The sequence below is a fragment of the Companilactobacillus sp. FL22-3 genome (assembly GCF_054881455.1).
The window spans coordinates 20,061-38,883 of record NZ_JBTYYZ010000008.1; the positions used below are offsets into that span (position 1 = coordinate 20,061).

An 18,823-nucleotide genomic window follows, 5' to 3' on the forward strand; every position below is an offset into this window, starting at 1 on the left:
ATGTTAGATTTTATTCTTCAAATTCTCCAAACTCCTGCAATAATTCTTGGATTGATAGCAATGATAGGCTTATTGTTGCAGAAAAAAAATTTTGGGACAGTTTTTTCAGGTACTGTTAAAACGGCCGTGGGTATGTTAATTGTAAGTGCTGGTTCTGGTTTGATTGTTAGTGAAGTAACTCCATTTTCGACTGTTTTTTCTAAAGTATTTCATCTTAATGGATTTGCAACTAGTTCCGAAGCGGTTGTAGGTGCATTGCAAGCTAATGTTACTCAAATTGCTGCTACCTCAGCATTGATAATGGGGATTGGCTTTTTAGTTAATCTATTAATAGCCAAATTTACTCCTTTGAAGTATATTTTCTTAACAGGTCATATGATGTGGATTTTATCTATAGTTATTTCTTGTGGGTTTATTATGAGTGGCTATAGTAATAATTTAACAATTGTTTTTGGATCATTGATGCAAGGAATGATTACTTCTATTTTGCCTTCAATTGCACAACCAACTGTAAAAAGAGTAACAAAGAATAATATGTTTGCTATGGGGCACTTAACAACTTTGGGTACAGTATCTGCTGGTTACATTGGAGGATTATTAGGAAATAAAAATAATGATGCCGAGAATGTTAAATTACCTTCATATTTAAATTTTTTTAAAGACACAGCAATTTCTGTTTCTATCGTTATGGGATTTTTCTATCTTATCTTATTTATTGCCGCGGGTCCAAGTTCTGTCAAGAATTTGACAGATGGTACTAATTATATTGTATTTGCTATATTGAAGGCGCTTGGATTTACAGCTGGAATTTTAGTATTACTTCAAGGGATTAGACTGTTCCTTGGAGAAATTATTCCAGCTTTCAAAGGGATTTCTGATAAAGTTGTTCCAGGCGCCTTACCGGCACTTGATGTCCCTGTTCTCTTTGGATTTGCTCCAAATGCCCTTATGATAGGTTTCCTATCAGGAATAGTAGGAATGCTAATTGGAATGTTGGTCAGTGGTTTGGTATTTGGTGTTGTTCCACTAATTTCGATTATTGGATCATTTTTTACTGGGGGTGTTGCGGGTATTTTTGGAAATGCTCGTGGTGGTATTCGAGGCGCTACAGTAGCTGGTATCTTTTATGGCTTTATGTTGATTTTCTCATCGGCTTTATTTACGACTCTAATAAACTTAACCTCATATGGAGTAAAAGGTGTAGGTTACGATTGCACGGATGCAGTTGTAGTTGGACTTTTGCTCAAAACACCTATGATTGGTTTGTTAGTCACAATAGTTGTTTTCATTCTAATGTGGGTAATAGAATCAAAACGTGCTAAAAAAGATAAAATCAAATCTAACATAAAGAATGAATCTAATATTGAAACTTCAATGAATTAATTATTTTGCTTGTTTAATTAACGTTTTAGATAAAAGTCCCAGAACTTTTCAGCAACGGCTTCCTTTGACATCAAAGGCCAAGTTTGTGGCTCATGATCATGTTGCAACAATGTTATCCGATTGGTATCAACGTTAAAGCCAGCTCCAATTTGTGCAACATTATTTGCCAAAATCACGTCAGCGTGTTTGCTATTCAATTTCTTTTCAGCGTTAGTGAGTAGATTTTGGGTTTCAGCTGCGAAACCAACCACGAATTGATGAGTTTTGGTTGCAGCAACAGTTTTAAGAATATCAGGATTTTTTGTTAACTTGATGGTGAAGATATCTTCATCATCATTTTTTTTGATCTTTTGATCAGCAACATTGATGGGTTTGAAATCAGCCACAGCAGCGGCCATTACTAAGACGTCAGTGTTATTAAAGACTTGTTTTAACTGTTCCATCATTTCTGAAGCAGTTTGGACTTGAATGATTTTCATTCCTGAAAGAGGTGTTTCAACGGTGGTGATCAAGGTGACCTCGGCACCTAAATCACGAGCAACTTTGGCCATAGCAATTCCCATTTTTCCAGACGAACGGTTACCGATAAAACGGACAGGATCAATGGCTTCTTTGGTGCCACCAGCAGTGACGACCACTTTAACACCAGCCAATTTGCTTGCCAAAAAATTATGTTCAATTTCTGTAACGATATCGTCCAATTCTGGTAAGCGACCTTTGCCGGTCATTCCTTCAGCTAAAAAGCCAGTTGCTGGTTCAACGACTTGCACACCGTGCCGTTTTAGAGTCTGCATATTTGCTTGCACGGCCGGATTATTGTACATATCAGTATTCATAGCTGGAAATACTAATTTTGGAGCTTTGGTGGCTAAAAGACTTGTTGAAACAATATCGTCAGCTAAACCGTTAGCCATTTTCCCAATAACATTTGCAGTCGCGGGAACAACGACCGCTAAGTCAGTCCAGAGTGCCAGCTGAATGTGGGGGATAAAATCATCTGGACTCGTTTGTGGTGTAAAATTATCTGTAATAACTGGTCGGTTCGATAATGTCGCAAAGGTTAATGGTCTGACAAATTTTTGTGCTGCTTCAGTCATGATGACTTGAACTTGAGCTTGTTTTTTGACCAAGCTGCGAACGATATTTAGTGATTTGTAGGCGGCAATTCCACCAGTGACATAAAGTGCGATATGTTTATCCTGTAGCATTTCTTCACCTCAATAACTTAATTACTTTAATTATATGATATTATTCAATCAATAGGAGGCTTCTATGAACATTTATACAGCAGATATAATTCTCTACATACTTTTGATTTCAATTTTCAACAATCCGATTTTGAATGTGATGCAAGCATTTGGATGGAATTTTTTATTCAGTGAAGTCATAATTGGTGTAATTCTATTGATCATCACCATTTTGATTCATAAATTTATTTTTCGAAAAATTTGGAAGAAATAAGTGGAAATATAATGAAGAAAACTATTTTATTAGTTGAAGATGAGGAGAGCTTGATCTCATATTTACAACCGGAATTAGAATTTGAAGATTATCAAGTCTTGACGGCGACCGATGGTGAGATGGGATGGAAGACTTTCCAAGAGTATCAATCTGAAATTGATTTAGTGATTTTAGATTGGATGATTGCTAAGTTAGATGGCCTGGAAGTCTTAAGAAGGATTCGCAAACAGTCAGATAAGCCGGTTATCATGTTGACAGCCCGTGATTATGTCGGTGATAAAGTGGCGGGATTAGACAGTGGTGCCGATGATTACATTACGAAGCCGTTTGAAATTGAAGAATTGTTAGCCCGGATTCGTGTTGTCCTTCGTCACGAAAAGAAATCCAGCGAGAAATTGACTGTCTATCAGATCAAGGACTTGGTACTTGATACTAAGTCTCGTCAAGTTAAGCGAAATGGGAAGATCGTCCAGTTGACTCAACGTGAGTACGAGTTGCTCTTGATTCTCTTAAAGAATATCAATGAAACTTTGACGCGAGATGAGTTGTTGAACGACGTTTGGGGTGTTGATTTTGAAGGACAGCCTAATATTGTCGATGTCTATGTTCGCTATTTGCGTCATAAAATTGACATTGACCCAGAAGATTCAATTATCAAAACAGTTCGTGGCGTCGGTTATACTTTGAGAGATGATGACTATGAAAACGTTGAAAAATAATTCCAATACGGCTCAAATTACCCGTACCTATACGTTATTATTGGCTTTTATCACGATTGCGATGGGCTTATCTTTAGCCATTGGTGTGGGTTATTCGTTAGTTGAATCAAAGATTGAAGATGCTCATGGCTTGATGGATAGTCTGCAACGTTCATTTATCGATGATCGTCCTGATTGGGAACAATGGCGTAGAGACAGTAATATCAATACGAAAGACACAAATGTGAAGGTTTCTTTTACTGAAAATGGTAAAAAACAAGTTTATTATTCATCTGGTACTAAGAAGTTTTTAAAACAAAAAGCCTCGCATGTGCCGTTTAGTTCCCATCTCGAAATTAGAGAAACTTGGCGCCCATATTATCATTTGACGAGTGACGTTAAAGGGATTCACTATCAAATTTGGGTGGGATTTCACAGTGTGACTCATGTTTTTCACGTCATTTTTGATATTTTATTAATTGTGATGATTTTAAGCTTTCTCATCGGTATTTGGTTAATTTCACTTTTGGCAAAAAGGTTGAATCAACCGTTAAAAAACTTGACCGAATCGACTCATCAAATCAATCAGGCTCCGGAAGTATCTTATGATACGCAATTGCCACTTCCTGATAAACCTCAAGAAGTTCAGGATTTGACTAAAGAATTCAATCAACTTTTAGCCCAACTCAATCGTCAAGCTATTCGTGACCGGCAGTTTGTCTCCGATGCTTCGCATGAACTACGGACGCCCATTACTGCCATTAGAGGCCATGTGCAATTTATTCAGCGACATGGTCAAGATCACCCTGAAATTATCGAACGCTCAGTTGGCTTTATTGATAGCGAGTCTAAAAGAATGCAGAAGTTAGTCGAAAGTTTGCTGAAGCTGTCGCGCATGGATCATTTGACAGTTGAACGCAAGCAAGTTCAAGTTGCACCAATGGTTCAAGCGATTGTAGAAACGTATCAGCCTACTATCCCGCAAAAGTTAGTCATCAGTGGTGAAAAGCAATTGTTAGCCACAGTCAATCAAGACAATTTGGAACAGATAATTATCGCACTGTTGAACAATGCTAGTAAGTATTCGCCTGCGGATTCGACAATCACGTTTAAGTTGACTAAGGACAGTCTGGCAGTGATTGATCAAGGGATTGGAATCGCAGCTGATGAGAAGTCAGAGATTTTTGAACGCTTTTATCGAGTTGATAAAGCTAGAACACAAGCAATACCCGGAACGGGATTAGGTTTAGCCATTGTTAAGAAACTGGCTGACTTGAATCAAATTAAGATTACCGTGGTTGATAATCAACCTCAGGGAACCCAATTTATTTTAAAATTCTAATATTTTATCTTTGATATGTTTAGCCTCGCTTAATAACTGATTGCACTGGAGATAATTAGTTATTAAGCGAGGCTTTTTATTAATTATTAAGTAGTTGGAAAAAGTTTTTCAAAAAGTAAATCAATTTGTTGGTTTTTTCTAGCCTCATTACTTCGAGTTTGACAGTAAAAGTGTAGAATTAAGGTAATGACATTTCCACCAAAGGAGAGAGATTAGATGGAAAATGAAATTTCACAACGTGAACTGAAAAATCAAACTTTAGCTCAAGCAGTTGCCCAAGAAGCAATCGTTTTGCTACAAAATAAAAATCAGACTTTACCATTAAAAAATAAAAAAGTTGCCTTATATGGTCATGGTGCCTTTGCGACTGTAAAAGGTGGAACTGGCTCTGGCGATGTCAATCAACGCTTTGTAATAAATATTTTACAAGGGATGGAGGATCAAGGTTTTGAAGTAGTTTCGAAAGCTTGGTTGACCAGATTGCAACGTTACTATCAGCAAAAAAAAGCTGACTATCAGGCCAAATTAAAAGATGATCCTATGGCACTTTTAGCTCCGGCATTTAATTTTTCTGACCCCGAGATTGCAGAATTTGAAGATGCTCCAGTAGGTATTTATGTCGTTTCCCGTAGTTCAGGTGAAAATTATGACCGCCATGATCGCCCTGGAGACTTTCAATTGACTGACAATGAACTATCAAACATCAAGCGGATGAGCGAGTTTTATCGTCAAAGTATTGTGTTATTAAATGTTGGTGGTGTGATCGATACAAGTTTCATTGCACAATGTCCAATGCTCGATAGTGTGCTTCTAGTTTCACAACTGGGGATGATGTCAGGCCAGGCAATCGCTGATATTTTGTTGGGCGTTAAGAGTCCTTCTGGTAAATTGACCGATACGTGGGCTAAAAGTTATCATGACTATCCTAGTTCGGAAAACTTTGGCATGGCCAGTCCTGAATATGTCGAGGGTATTTTTGTCGGCTATCGCTATTTTGATAGTTTTGACGTTAAACCACGATTTGAATTCGGCTTTGGTCTTAGTTATGCCAAATTTTTCTTGAGAACTTCCAAAGTCAATGTGAACGAAAAGCGGATTCGATTGCTGGTCAATGTTGACAATACCAGTGAGGACTTTTCTGGCAAAGAAACGGTGCAGGTTTACGTCTCGAAACCACAAACTGATATCCCAGTCGCTTACCAAGATCTAGTTGCTTATGAGAAGACCACAAATTTAAGACCTCAGGCGCAACAAAATATTGAATTTGAGATTCCCATCGAGTCTTTAAAAGTTTTTGATTCCGAGTTGTCAGCGGAAGTTTTAGTTCCGGGTACGTACCTAGTCAGAGTTGGAAATAGTTCGCGAAATACCAAAGTTGTCGCTAGTTTTAAATTGGATGAAAAAGTTATTTTAAGACGTCTCAGCGATGCAATGAAACCAAGAATTGATCCCACTACACTACTTCGGGCTAAGGTGAAAGTTCAACGTGTCAGTGATGTTCCATTTTTTATTCTCAAGTCAGCCAGTTTCCCTGAACCTGATTTTGTTCAATATCAGGAAAAATCAGATGTAACAACCTTTATTGCTAATCGGGAACAATTGCCTGGCAAAGGATTAGACCAAGTCATCGAGGAAGTTCGCAATGCCAGCGGCAAAACGCTTAAAGATGTAGCCAGTGGTGAAGTGGAATTGGCGGAATTTATTGCTAGTTTGACTGATCCTGAATTAGTCGATTTGGTTGAAGGTCAAATGGCCGAAAATAAAGCAGATATCGTCGGGATTGCTTCAGATTTAGTACCTGGTGCGGCTGGACAAACTGGAGAAATTGCTGAAAAAGAAATCCCTTCAGTCGTGATGGCAGATGGTCCAGCTGGAATCAGAGTTGAACCAGTCTTTGAGAGAAATCAACAGACAATTACCCATTATGCGACGGCTTGGCCAATTGGAACAGCTTTAGCACAAACTTGGAATAAAGATTTGGTTGAAAGTGTCGGGTTTGCGGTAGGTATCGAAATGAAGGAATTTGGTGTCAATCTCTGGTTAGCTCCAGGGATGAATATTCATCGTAATCCGCTAGGTGGTCGTAACTTTGAATATTTTGCCGAAGATCCATATTTGTCAGGTACAATGGCTGGCTATGAAACGAAAGGCGTCCAAAGTCATGAACATTTGGGTGTGACTTTGAAGCACTTTCTAGGTAACAATCAAGAAAGTCATCGAAATTTTGGTAATAGTGTCATTGGTGAGCAAGCTCTACGAGAAATTTATCTCCGTAACTTTGAAATTGCGTTAGAAATTGCTCAACCATTGGCGATTATGACAGCTTATAATAGGGTTAATGGTACATATTCTGGAGCAAACTTTGCCTTATTGACGAATGTGTTGCGGGATGAGTGGCATTACCAAGGTACAGTCATGACTGATTGGTTCAGTTCAGCCGATCCCAAAAAGAGTATGCATGCCGGAAATGATTTAATTATGCCTGGTAATTCAAAGAATGAACTCCTAGGTGCTGTCAGTGATTTAGGGCCAAGTATTGATCAAAATGACCGTCTTCAAATCAAACATGACTATGATCTGTTGAAAAAGGAATTTAAGGATACCGAGTTGTGGAATGATTTTGAAATTGATGCAGATGATGAGGTCATTGTTAGATTACGAATCGATCCTGATTCACCTCTAAGAGAACGAGTTAAATCATGGGTTTATGGCGGTTTTGCTCAGATTATTGATGAGAATCATCTCCTGTTGACCGGTAAGTGGAAAGATAACAATGATTTATACTTGGGCGATCTACAGAAGTCAGCCATTAATGTGTTGAAATTAGTTCTGAAATTAAAAATGTAATTTTTTATCATAAATGAAACAAACACCCTCAGGTCAAAATCTGAGGGTGTTTATTTTGGGTGTTAAAAATTATTTTTACAGAAAAATTAGTTGAGTGGAGAAATAGTTGCGGTTGCCGTTGTATTATCAGCAGCGGGTTCGGTTAAGGCAACAATTTTGTCGCCAGCTTTGATATTAGTAGCTTTTAGCCGCTCAACATTTGCATAGTCAGCTGTATTAGTAATAACTAGCATGACAGAAGGATCGTAGCCATTCTTTTTCAATTCTTGAATGTCAAAGGTTCCTAGCAGGTCACCCTTTTTGACGTGGTCGCCTTTTTTCACATTAGTTGTAAAGTACTGACCATTTAAGTTAACCGTATCGATTCCTAAGTGAATTAGAACTTCTGCACCGTCATCAGTTTTTATACCATAAGCGTGTTTACTGTCATAAGTAACAGTAATTTCACCGTCAGCGGGAGCAACTACTTGGTTATCATCTGGAATAAAGGCAGCACCTTTACCCATGATTTCGGCGGAAAAGACTTTATCGTTAACCTCTTTAAGACTTTCACTGACACCACTAACTGGGGCAGCAATTACTTCATCGCTGACTAAAATAGGTTTAGCAGTTTTAATTTCTGGAGCAGGTTCATCGACATTGTTGCCGATAGTTTTTTTGGCGTAGATAAAAGTTGGTACAAAAGCTACAACGAACGAAATCAAGGCACTGAGCATGAAAGCTGGAATTGACTTAGAAGCGATCGAGATAAATCCAATGACTGAAGCAGGTCCCATCGCAACAGATAAGACATGGAATAGTCCTAAGAAAGAACTAGCTATCCCTGAAGCAATAGCCGCAAAAGCGAAAGGATATTTCATTTTTAAGTTGACACCGAAAATGGCAGGTTCAGTAATACCTAGTAGGGCAGAAATACCAGCGGAAGAAGTTAGTGCTTTTTGTTTGGCACTCTTTGTCGCAAAGAAAATAGCTAAGGTAGCAGCACCTTGTCCGATGTTAGCCATTGAAGCGACAGGGAAGATGAATGAACCACCAGTTTTAGCGACGTTTGCTAAAAGTTGGGTTTCGATAGCAGGGAAAGTTTGGTGTAAACCAGTAATAACAATAGCTGAATAAAATAATCCAAAGATTCCCATTCCGATCCAGCCGGTCGTATTGTAAAGACCAACTAGTCCATTTGTCAAAGCATCACTGACAGATCTAAGTACTGGTCCAACGATGGTGAAAGTTAGAAAACCGGTAATGACGATGGCAAACATTGGTGTGAAGGTAAAGTCAAACGCACCTTTGATGTGTTTATGGAAGAATTTCTCTAGGTTAGCTAGGATGAAGGCCACTGCTAGAACAGGGATAACTTGACCTTGATAACCAGCTTGGGCAACTTTGAGGCCAAAGATGTTCCAGTAAGGCATTTTGCCAGCTGCCATTGTCGCAGCAACATCGTAACCATTTACTAATGATGGCAGAACCATGACCATACCCATGGCAGCACCGAGGTATGGATTGCCGCCGAATCGTTTGGTTGCAGAAAATCCTAAGAGAATTGGTAAAAAGGTAAATGGAGCACTGGCCATGGCATTGATCATTTCAGCCACGCCCTTCAAGCCTGGATAAACTTCAACAACTGATTTAGCCATGAAGAGGTGTTCAGCTGTCAAAACATTGTTCAAGGCCATCAAAAGACCACCAGCAACTAGTGCGGGGATAATTGGAATAAAAATATCAGAAAGAACTTTCAAGAAGTCCATTAGAGGATTCTTTCTCTTACCAGCACTGGCTACAGCTTTGATATCGTCAGGAGTAGCTTCTTTAAGGCCAGTTTGAGCAATCAAAGCATCATAAACTTTGTCGACATCACCAGGGCCAATAATAATTTGATATTGACCGTTAGTCTCGAAGGTTCCTTTTACATCGGGATCATTATCAAGTGCAGCTTGATCGATCTTTGATTCATCTTTGATTACTAATCTTAGACGAGTGGCACAATGTGCTGCAGCTTGGATGTTGTTTGACCCGACATCAGCAAGTACACGCTTAGCAACTTCTTTGTGGTTCATAATATCACTCCTCAAAATAATTAATTGAAAACGCTTCCGGCACAATCATAATAACAAGTTTAAAATATTTGTCAAGCGTTCGTCAAAAAATATTTTGAAAGATATGTCAACTAAAACAGAGATTGTAAGCTAGTGGCAAATTGAATTGACATAAAATTAAAATAAATTGTCATACGTTTGACAATTATATGTAAGCGGTTTTATAATATACTTAACAAGTTAAAGAACAAAGAGGATCGAACATGATTTGGACGAGAGAAAAAAGATATGCACCATATGCAAATTGGTCCCAGGAGCAATTACAGGACTTAGAACAACAAGTAAGTACATCTAAGTGGAGGATGAATCATCACATTCACCCTAAGTCAGGATTATTGAACGATCCTAACGGTTTTTCTTACTTTAATGGTCAGTGGCACTTGTTTTATCAAACATATCCGTTTGGAGCGGTTCATGGTTTGAAGTCTTGGGTTCATTTGACTTCAAAGGATTTAGTTCACTGGCAAGATCATGGCCTGGCAATTGAACCTGATTCGAAATTCGACTCTCATGGTGCCTATACTGGTACGGCTTTACCTATTGATCAACGCTTATTCATCATGTACACCGGTAATGTTCGGACAAAAGATTGGCAAAGACAGTCCTATCAGATTGGGGCTTGGATGGATGCCAACAATCAAGTGACTAAGTTAGAGCAACCTTTGTTGACCAACGCCCCTAAAGGTTATACGACTTCGATTCGTGACCCTTATTTGATTAAAAAAGACGATCAATATTTTGCAATTATCGGTGCTCAGACTGATCAAGAAAGAGGAGCAGCCTTAGTTTATCAATCTAATGACCTCAAAACCTGGAACTTTGTTGGTCCATTAAACATTCCCACTAAAAAAACAGGCTATATGGTGGAATGTCCCAATCTGATCTTTGTTTCCAATCGTCCCGTCTTTTTATATTGTCCTCAAGGATTACCGAAATCAGTCTTTGATTACAAGAATATCTATCCAAATTTATATATGATTGGTGATCAAGTCGATTTGAAGACGGCCCAGTGGTCGGGAAGCACAAAATTGTATCAATTAGATGATGGCTTTGACGTCTATGCAACTCAAGCCATCAACGCACCTGATGGAAGAGCCTTGGAAATCAGTTGGATCGGTTTACCAGAAATAGATTATCCTACTGACACCCAAAATTGGGCTCACTGTTTAAGCGTGGTAAAAGAATTAAGTTTAAAAGATGATCATTTGTATCAAAATCCCGTCGCCGAAATGAAATCACTTCGTAAAACTAGTTACTTGATTGATAAGCAAACCGAAGAAATCAATTTATCTAAGACAGGCAGCTTTGAGATTGAATTGACCATTCCTAAGGATAGTCAATTAACACTTTCTATCAGTAATCAGCAACAGCATGGCAGTTTAAAATTTTTCTTGGACGCCGATCAAGGTACAGTTACCGTTGACCGACAAAATACAGGGCGGGCTTTTGGAGAAAAATATGGCCAGCAACGCAAGAGCCAAGTAGCAGCACATCAAACTCTCAAGATCAGACTGATCATAGATGTGTCGGTCTTTGAATGCTATATTAATGATGGATACTCAGTCATTACCGGGAGATTCTTTTTAGATGACCGACCTGATAAGATCAGCTTACAAGGTCAGCCAAAACAAGTCAGTGGTAAAGTCTGGGAATGGTAAAAGTTAATTATTGAGGTAGACCAATGAAACCAAAATTAGAAGATGTGGCTAAGTTAGCCAACGTTTCACCCACAACAGTTTCGCGCGTGATCAACAACCATGAACATTTAAGTCAGAAGACCAAGGATAAAGTATATTCAGCAATGAAAGAGCTAAATTATCAACCAAATAATTTGGCTCGCTCCTTACAAGGTAAAAATACGAAATTGATTGGAGTTATTTTCTCTGATATTAAAAATCCTTTTTTCGGTGAGTTAGTTTCAAGAATTGAAAAGATTTTATCGACTAAAGATTACAAGATGATTTTATGCAATAGTGCTGATGATCCTGAAAAGGAGCGGGCTTATTTGTGGATGTTGATGGCCAATCAAGTTGATGGAATTATCGCTGGTGCCCATAATTTGGGAATTGAAGAGTATCAACAGTCAGGTTTGCCAATTCTTTCCTTCGACCGCTATTTATCTGACAATATTCCCATCGTCAGTTCTGATAATTACCAAGGTGGGACTTTAGCAGCCCAAGCTCTATATCAAGCTGGAGCTCGAAAAATCGCCATCTTTTCTGGGAAAAATCATCAGGATTCTCCAACGAATGGTCGTTTATTAGGTTATCAAGCTTATTTGCAAAAGCAGGGCTTGCCAACGCATATTCACGAATTGCCTTTTGAGTTATCGCCCAATATGAAGAGTATGGAAATCAAAGCCATCTTAAATAAAATTGATTATGATGGTATTTTTTGTACCGACGACTTGACCGCCACGATGACGATCAATTTGGTTCGAAAATTAGGGAAACAAGTCCCTCAAGATTTGAAAGTGGTCGGTTATGATGGTACCGGTTTGATTCAAGATTATTTTCCCGATTTAACTACGATTGGACAGCCGCTTGCTGATATAAGCTCGCTATTGGTCTCGTTATTGTTACAAAGAATTGAAGATCCCGATTGTACATTAGAAAAAGAATATATCTTGCCGGTTAAATTGATTAAAGGAATTACAGCTTAAGGAAAGGGATTTTATCATGGATTCAGCAGCAATCGAGTGGTGGCAAAAAGCGGTAGTATATCAAATATATCCACGTAGTTTTCAAGATACTAATAACGATGGCGTCGGTGATATTAAAGGAATTATTGAACATCTAACTTATTTGAAACAATTGGGAGTCGATGTTTTATGGTTAAACCCAATTTATAAGTCGCCTAATGATGACAATGGTTATGATATTAGTGATTATCAAGCAATTGCCAGTGATTTTGGTACGATGGACGAGTTTGATGAATTACTGAAAAAAGCCCATCAAATTGGTTTGAAGATCATTATGGATCTTGTCGTAAATCATACTTCCGATGAACACCCTTGGTTTAAGGCTAGTAAAGCTAGTTTGGACAACCAATATCGTGATTTCTATTTTTGGAGAAGCGGTAAAGATGGTAACCCACCTAACAATTGGGATTCAGCCTTTGGTGGGACAGCTTGGAAATTTGATCCGACGACGAAACAATATTACTTGCACACCTTTTCCACAAAACAGCCTGACTTGAATTGGGAGAATCCCCAGATGCGGCAAAAAATTTATCAGATGATGAATTGGTGGTTGGATAAAGGAATTGATGGTTTTCGTATGGATGTTATTAATCAAATTTCTAAACGTCCCGGATTACCAGATGGTCCACTGAAGCCACACAGTAAATATGGGGATGCGCGAGTTACTAATGGTCCCAAAGTACATGAATATTTACAAGAGATGAACCGAAAAGTCTTGTCTCGCCCAAATATTATGACTGTAGGTGAGACCCATGGGATTACACCTCAAGACGGTTTGAAATACGCCGGTTTTGACCGCCATGAATTAAATATGGTATTTGAGTTTCAACATTTACGTTTAGATAATAGTCAGCATGGCTTTGGTAAATGGAGTACCCGTCGGGTTCCCTTAGTAGAATTGAAGCAAGTTTTTAATAAGTGGCAAGTTGAATTGCATGGTAAAGCTTGGAATAGTCTTTTTTGGAACAATCATGATACACCACGTGTCGTTTCCAGATTTGGCAATGACAGTCCACAATATCGAGAACTATCTGCTAAAATGTTGGCAACTTGTTTACATTTAATGCAAGGAACTCCCTTTATTTATCAAGGTGAAGAGTTAGGAATGACTAATGCCCATTTTCAGAAACTGAGTGATTATCGGGATATTGAAACCTTAAATGCTTATCAAGACAACGTTGTTCGTGATAATTTATTGGAACAATCCGATATGATGGCACGTATCCAAGCTAACTCGCGTGACAATTCCCGAACGCCAATGCAATGGAATGGAAAGAAAAATGCTGGCTTTTCACAAGTTGATCCGTGGATTGACGTTAATTCCAACTATCAACAGATCAATGTTGAAAAAGCTTTAGCAGATCGAAATTCGGTTTGGTACTATTATCAGAAATTGATTGAATTGAGACATGATTTTCCAATCGTTACACTAGGTGACTTTCATTTGTTACTGGCAGACGATCCTAATCTTTTTGTTTATCAACGAAATTGGCAAGGAAAAACTTGGTTAGTTATTTGTAACTTTACTGAAAAGACGCTGACTACTTCCTTGAAAATTTCTGAACAGTCAAAAACGATCATCAGTAATTATGCTGATGACCGAGGTAATGTGCTTCGTCCTTATGAAGCTAAAGTTTATCAGGTTTAAAAAATCCCAATTTAATCTAAAAAACGCTCGCTGATTCTAAATTCTAAAATCAGCGGGCGTTTTTTTCAGTGCAAATATTTAATTATTAATAACGATTCAACAAGTCAACATAGGCGTCGACAATACTTTGTAAGAAACCAACAGTACCTTCTGCAACATTGCCGTTCTCATCCAAGACATTTGTAACATTACCAATGTATGCTTCTGGTTGTTGTAAGGTAGGCATGTTCAAGAAGACTAATGATTGACGAAGAGCATGGTTAGCACCAAATCCACTGATGGCACCAGGTGAAACGCTGACAATAGCAGCAGGTTTTTTATCCCAAGCACTTTGGCCATAAGGACGTGAACCAACATCGATTGCGTTTTTCAAACCACCAGGGATTGAACGGTTGTATTCAGGTGTTACGAATAAAACTCCGTCAGCTGCTTTGATTTGATTTCTGAATTCAGTATATTCTGCTGGTACACTTTCAGGTGTATCGATATCCTCGCTATAAAGAGGCAAATTACCAATTTCAACGAAATTTACTTCATAATCGCTAGGGAATAACTTCATCATATTCTTAGCAATTTGTCTTGAAAATGATCCTTTTCTAAGACTACCAACTAGTACGGCTACTTTTTTTGACATTTAAAAATTCCTCCAAATCTTTCGATGATTCTAAATTAGCACAAAACATTTTATACACCAAATATTTGTTCTCGCAAACAAATATTTTTCATGAGAGCGAATTCAACAATTTTGTGCAAATCAACATAAAATTTGTGCATTGACGGTTTTGCTCATATTGTGAAAGTATAATTATAGTTAATTGACAAAAGTTACAGAAGTATTACAAATAAAGTCTCTATCCGAATTTTCTTATTGTTCATGTAATCTGTTTGTTATATTCATCTTGTATAGTGTCATCTGGTAAACATACAACCGGGGAGAGATTAGTTGCTAAAGCAAATTAAATTAGATGCATTACTTATCATTGGTTTGATAATTACAGGGGGAATGGGATATACAGTTGCCTATGCTTCAGATTCATCAGCACAACAAGTAAGTAATACAACAGATTTTCAAAAGACATTATCTAACTTAGAATCGAATAATTTAGATAGTGGCGATGCTTATACACTAAACAAAAAAGTATCGTTATCAGACAGTAAGGAATTTATGCCTGGTATCAGTCACAGTGAAAAGGACCCAAATATGGAGGATGTGACTTCAGAAACTCCAGAAGTTGATCACGCTCCAGTCCAAGATTCACAACCTGAACAAATTGAAGCTTCACAGCAAGCTATTACACAAGCTGCTGCCGAACCACCAGTTGAAATGCAATCAACAGGTAAAAATGTTGGGACATTTAAAATCAGTTTTTATGATCCAGCTGTTTTAGGATCAGATATGGGTTATTCAGGAGTTGCCACAAATTTAAGTGTTATTCCACGTGGGTCACGTTTAAAGATCACTACAGCTCAAGGAGATGTCTATTATCGAACAGTTAACGATACAGGGACATTTGCCTATGACAATCCATACCAAATCGACATGGCAATGCCAAATAGTATGATTCCTTCATATGGAATTACTAGCGCCACTGTTGAGATTTTAGGTTAATACATTCGAATAGTTTTCACTGACTTCTATATTGATAGAAGTCTTTTTTTTTAAGTTTGAAATGATTGTTGTAGAATAAAATTAAATTGAAAAAAGAAGGGTATAAAATGAAGGCATTTGGTGTTACGAACAGGCAACTCGACAGTTTTCAACAATTTGACAAAGAAAAAGAACTTCCTACAAAGCGTGATCTGTTAGTTAAAATTGAAGGTATTTCAGTTAATCCGGTTGATGTTGCTACCCGTAAGGGCATTGCAGAGGAATTAAGCAGACCCAAAGTTTTAGGATATGACGGTTACGGAGTGGTCGATGCAGTTGGACCAGAAGTAAAGAACTTTCAAGTTGGTGAAAAAGTTTTCTTTGCTGGAGATTATACTCGAGATGGTTCAAACCAAGAATATGAATTGATCGATGAAAGAATCGTAGCTCATGCTCCAAAGAAAACTTCATTAGAGCAAAGTGTCGCCATGCCATTGGTTACTTTGACGGCTAGTGAATTATTATTTGAAAAATTAGCAATCAATCCGGCCAAAGACAATCGTAATCAGACCATTTTAATTATCAATGGAGCTGGGGGTGTTGGTTCAATCGCAACCCAATTAGCCCATTTGGCGGGTCTGAGAGTAATTGCGACTGCCTCAACTGCTGAAAAAGTGAACTGGGTAAAAGGTTTGGGAGCGGATTATGTCGTCAATCATCACCATGATCTCATTAAACAAGTGCATGATTTAGGAATTAACAATGTGGACTATATTATTGGTCTCAGTGATAATGATCCCCATTGGCCAGAAATTGTCGAATTGATCAAACCGTTTGGAACTTTCGCTACAATTACTAATTTACGTACATCTCAAATCGGTGATTTAAAACAGAAGTCAGTCAATTTTGTTTGGGAATGGATGTTCACCAAAGCTAAATATGGTTTGGACTCAATGGCCGATCAGGGGGCTTACTTAGAGAAGCTAGCTGATGGTTTGGATAGTGGCATGATCAAGTCCACCGTTACTAAGGTCTTTGAAGGCTTTACAATCGCTAATCTTAAGCAGGCAACGGAATTGGTGGAAGCTGGTCATATGATGGGAAAAGTTGTTATTAAAGCTTAATTGAATCGAGGCGTTTGAAATGAAGAATGTTTTAATTACTGCAAAGATTCCCCAGGCGGCAATTCAAATTTTGCAACAAGCAGGGCTCAATGTTGTCAGTTATAGTGGAGAAGATTTGATCACCAAAGCAGAACTATTAAAGTTGATTGTTGATAAGGATTATTTGATTACTCCTTTGTCTACGCAAGTTGATCAAGAGGTAATCGATGCTGATCCTAAATTACAATTTATTGCCAATTTTGGTGCCGGGTTTAATAATATCGACGTGAAGTATGCTCGTCAAAAGGGAATTCCCGTGACTAATACGCCAAAAGTTTCAACAGTTTCCACTGCTGAAGTCACGACTGGTTTGATTATTTCCCTGACTCATCGAATTGTCGAAGGTGATCAATTGATGCGTTCTACAGGCTTTTCAGGCTGGGCACCACTATTCTTCTTAGGTCATGAGTTAGCCCGCAAGACGTTAGGCATTTTGGGAATGGGACAAATTGGTCAAGCGGTAGCTAAGAGAATGGCAGCCTTTGATATGAAAATCATTTATACTCAGCGTCATCAATTAGCCCCAGAAATTGAAAAAGCGTTGAATGCTCGATTTGTTTCGATGACAGATTTGATTTCACAAAGTGATGTCTTAACTTTGCACGCACCATTGACTCCGGAAACTCACCATATTTTAGGAGCTGAACAATTTTCCCAGATGAAAAATTCAGCTTATCTGATCAATGCTTCACGAGGACCTGTGATTGATGAAAAAGCACTCTTGGCGGCCTTACAAAATCATCAGTTAGCTGGAGCAGCATTAGATGTGTATGAGCAGGAACCAGCAGTCGCAACCGGTTTTAAAGAATTAAAGAATGTAATTTTAACACCTCATATCGGTAACGCCACAGTTGAGGCTCGGGATGCGATGGCTAAAATTGTGGCTGACAATACGGTGTTGGTCGCACAAGGCAAAGCTCCGCAATATATTGTGAACTAAGAATTTTGAATATAATAAATACCAAAAAAAAACGTAATTTCTAATCGATAGTGACTAGAAATTACGTTTTTTGAATTAAATCAAATTAAAATGTTTCAAACCGTTAACAATACCACCGTTAACGTTTTCAGTGGTAATATAAGTAGCAGCCTCTTTAACTGAATCTATACCATTGCCCATTGCAACACTGTAATCGGCAAATTTGATCATTGGTAAGTCGTTTGTTCCATCGCCAAAAGCATAGGTTGGTTTATCTTCTAAGCCTAAATCTTTCAAGAGGTGCTTAATGCCACTCATCTTGGAAACGCCTTTTGCTACAGTATCAACCGAATAATAGCCAGTATTGTAAAACTGCAATTCAGGGAATTTAGCTTGATAGTCTGCACCATCGTCAGGAGTCAAGATGACAAACATCGGAATGTCATCTTTCTTATAGAAATCAGGATCTATTTCTGGGACTTCTAATTTGAGAGTGTGAAAAAACTCGTCGATAAAGGGAGTTTCATTACTTAGAAAATTACGTTCCGGTGTATGCATAAACAATGAATCGCCTAAATCATTGGCCATATCACTAACTTTTTTAATCAAATCTGGTTTAAGATTATTTTGATAAATAATTTTATCTTGTGATTGGACAAATGCGCCATTTAAAGTAATATAAGTATCGATACCGGTTGTACTTGTGACAGCGTCAATTTCGATTGGTGCCCGACCAGTACAGATGACAGGTAGATAATTATTAGCTTCAAGTGTTTTAACTGCTGAAGCCACTGAATCATCGACTTGAGATTCCGCATTCAAGAGGGTTCCATCTAGGTCAAAGAAGACAGTGCCACGATAATTTTTTTGCAAAAGATCACCAACTTAACTTTATTTTGTATACTATATGGTAACAATTATTTCGTTAACGAGGTAGTCATAACCACAAATTCTTTATTATAAATTTGGAGTGATAT

Annotated in this window: 15 protein-coding genes; 11 read left to right on the plus strand and 4 right to left on the minus strand. The window is 38.0% G+C overall.

The features are described from left to right. The gene (locus ACYT32_RS08355) at window positions 1–1,383 is read left to right on the plus strand and encodes a PTS ascorbate transporter subunit IIC (protein ID WP_395265736.1); all 1,383 of its coding nucleotides are present in this window, start codon (window positions 1–3) and stop codon (window positions 1,381–1,383) included. Window positions 1,384–1,400: 17 nt separating this feature from the next. Here the strand turns inward: ACYT32_RS08355 and coaBC are convergent, their stop codons facing one another. Then, window positions 1,401–2,591 (minus strand): bifunctional phosphopantothenoylcysteine decarboxylase/phosphopantothenate--cysteine ligase CoaBC, encoded by a 1,191-nt coding sequence (gene coaBC / locus ACYT32_RS08360; RefSeq protein WP_395265735.1) that lies wholly within the window; start codon window positions 2,589–2,591, stop codon window positions 1,401–1,403. Window positions 2,592–2,655: 64 nt separating this feature from the next. On the opposite strand from coaBC, the gene ACYT32_RS08365 reads away from it, so the two are divergent. From ACYT32_RS08365 to ACYT32_RS08380, 4 genes are all read left to right on the plus strand, one after another. Further along, complete coding sequence (locus ACYT32_RS08365; RefSeq protein WP_395265734.1) at window positions 2,656–2,844, plus strand: hypothetical protein; 189 nt, start codon at window positions 2,656–2,658, stop codon at window positions 2,842–2,844. An 11-nt stretch (window positions 2,845–2,855) separates the two neighbouring features. Continuing rightward, window positions 2,856–3,563 (plus strand): response regulator transcription factor, encoded by a 708-nt coding sequence (locus tag ACYT32_RS08370; RefSeq protein ID WP_395265733.1) that lies wholly within the window; start codon window positions 2,856–2,858, stop codon window positions 3,561–3,563. Next, complete coding sequence (locus ACYT32_RS08375; RefSeq protein WP_395265732.1) at window positions 3,544–4,884, plus strand: sensor histidine kinase; 1,341 nt, start codon at window positions 3,544–3,546, stop codon at window positions 4,882–4,884. The genes ACYT32_RS08370 and ACYT32_RS08375 overlap by 20 nt, the downstream gene beginning before the upstream one ends. Before the next feature lie 216 nt (window positions 4,885–5,100). Next, window positions 5,101–7,731, plus strand: coding sequence for a glycoside hydrolase family 3 protein (locus tag ACYT32_RS08380; RefSeq protein WP_395265731.1), 2,631 nt, complete (start codon window positions 5,101–5,103; stop codon window positions 7,729–7,731). A gap of 86 nt (window positions 7,732–7,817) precedes the next feature. On the opposite strand, the gene ACYT32_RS08385 is transcribed toward ACYT32_RS08380, so the two are convergent. Then, a complete protein-coding gene (locus ACYT32_RS08385; protein WP_395265730.1) occupies window positions 7,818–9,788 on the minus strand; it encodes a sucrose-specific PTS transporter subunit IIBC in 1,971 nt (656 codons plus the stop codon). A 242-nt stretch (window positions 9,789–10,030) separates the two neighbouring features. On the opposite strand from ACYT32_RS08385, the gene ACYT32_RS08390 reads away from it, so the two are divergent. From ACYT32_RS08390 to ACYT32_RS08400, 3 genes are read left to right on the plus strand one after another with little or no spacing between them, the layout of a single operon-like run. Then, on the plus strand, window positions 10,031–11,485 hold the full coding sequence (locus ACYT32_RS08390; protein WP_395265729.1) for a sucrose-6-phosphate hydrolase: 1,455 nt from the start codon (window positions 10,031–10,033) through the stop codon (window positions 11,483–11,485). A 23-nt stretch (window positions 11,486–11,508) separates the two neighbouring features. Beyond that, window positions 11,509–12,489 carry a LacI family DNA-binding transcriptional regulator gene (locus tag ACYT32_RS08395; RefSeq protein WP_395265728.1) on the plus strand — a complete coding sequence of 327 codons (981 nt, stop codon included), beginning with the start codon at window positions 11,509–11,511 and terminating at the stop codon, window positions 12,487–12,489. A gap of 16 nt (window positions 12,490–12,505) precedes the next feature. Then, on the plus strand, window positions 12,506–14,176 hold the full coding sequence (locus ACYT32_RS08400) for a glycoside hydrolase family 13 protein (protein ID WP_395265727.1): 1,671 nt from the start codon (window positions 12,506–12,508) through the stop codon (window positions 14,174–14,176). Window positions 14,177–14,261: 85 nt separating this feature from the next. Here ACYT32_RS08400 and ACYT32_RS08405 read toward each other — a convergent pair whose 3' ends face one another. Further along, window positions 14,262–14,810 carry an NADPH-dependent FMN reductase gene (locus ACYT32_RS08405; protein ID WP_395265726.1) on the minus strand — a complete coding sequence of 183 codons (549 nt, stop codon included), beginning with the start codon at window positions 14,808–14,810 and terminating at the stop codon, window positions 14,262–14,264. Between the two features lie 309 nt (window positions 14,811–15,119). On the opposite strand from ACYT32_RS08405, the gene ACYT32_RS08410 reads away from it, so the two are divergent. The 3 genes from ACYT32_RS08410 to ACYT32_RS08420 all read left to right on the plus strand — a co-directional run bounded on the left by ACYT32_RS08410 (window position 15,120) and on the right by ACYT32_RS08420 (window position 17,867). Continuing rightward, window positions 15,120–15,785 carry a hypothetical protein gene (locus tag ACYT32_RS08410; RefSeq protein ID WP_395265725.1) on the plus strand — a complete coding sequence of 222 codons (666 nt, stop codon included), beginning with the start codon at window positions 15,120–15,122 and terminating at the stop codon, window positions 15,783–15,785. Window positions 15,786–15,892: 107 nt separating this feature from the next. Beyond that, a complete protein-coding gene (locus ACYT32_RS08415) occupies window positions 15,893–16,888 on the plus strand; it encodes a zinc-binding alcohol dehydrogenase family protein (protein ID WP_395265724.1) in 996 nt (331 codons plus the stop codon). Between the two features lie 19 nt (window positions 16,889–16,907). Then, on the plus strand, window positions 16,908–17,867 hold the full coding sequence (locus tag ACYT32_RS08420; protein ID WP_395265723.1) for a 2-hydroxyacid dehydrogenase family protein: 960 nt from the start codon (window positions 16,908–16,910) through the stop codon (window positions 17,865–17,867). 75 nt (window positions 17,868–17,942) lie between these two features. Here the strand turns inward: ACYT32_RS08420 and ACYT32_RS08425 are convergent, their stop codons facing one another. Then, the gene (locus tag ACYT32_RS08425; protein WP_395265722.1) at window positions 17,943–18,719 is read right to left on the minus strand and encodes a Cof-type HAD-IIB family hydrolase; all 777 of its coding nucleotides are present in this window, start codon (window positions 18,717–18,719) and stop codon (window positions 17,943–17,945) included. Between the last annotated feature and the right edge of the window lie 104 nt (window positions 18,720–18,823).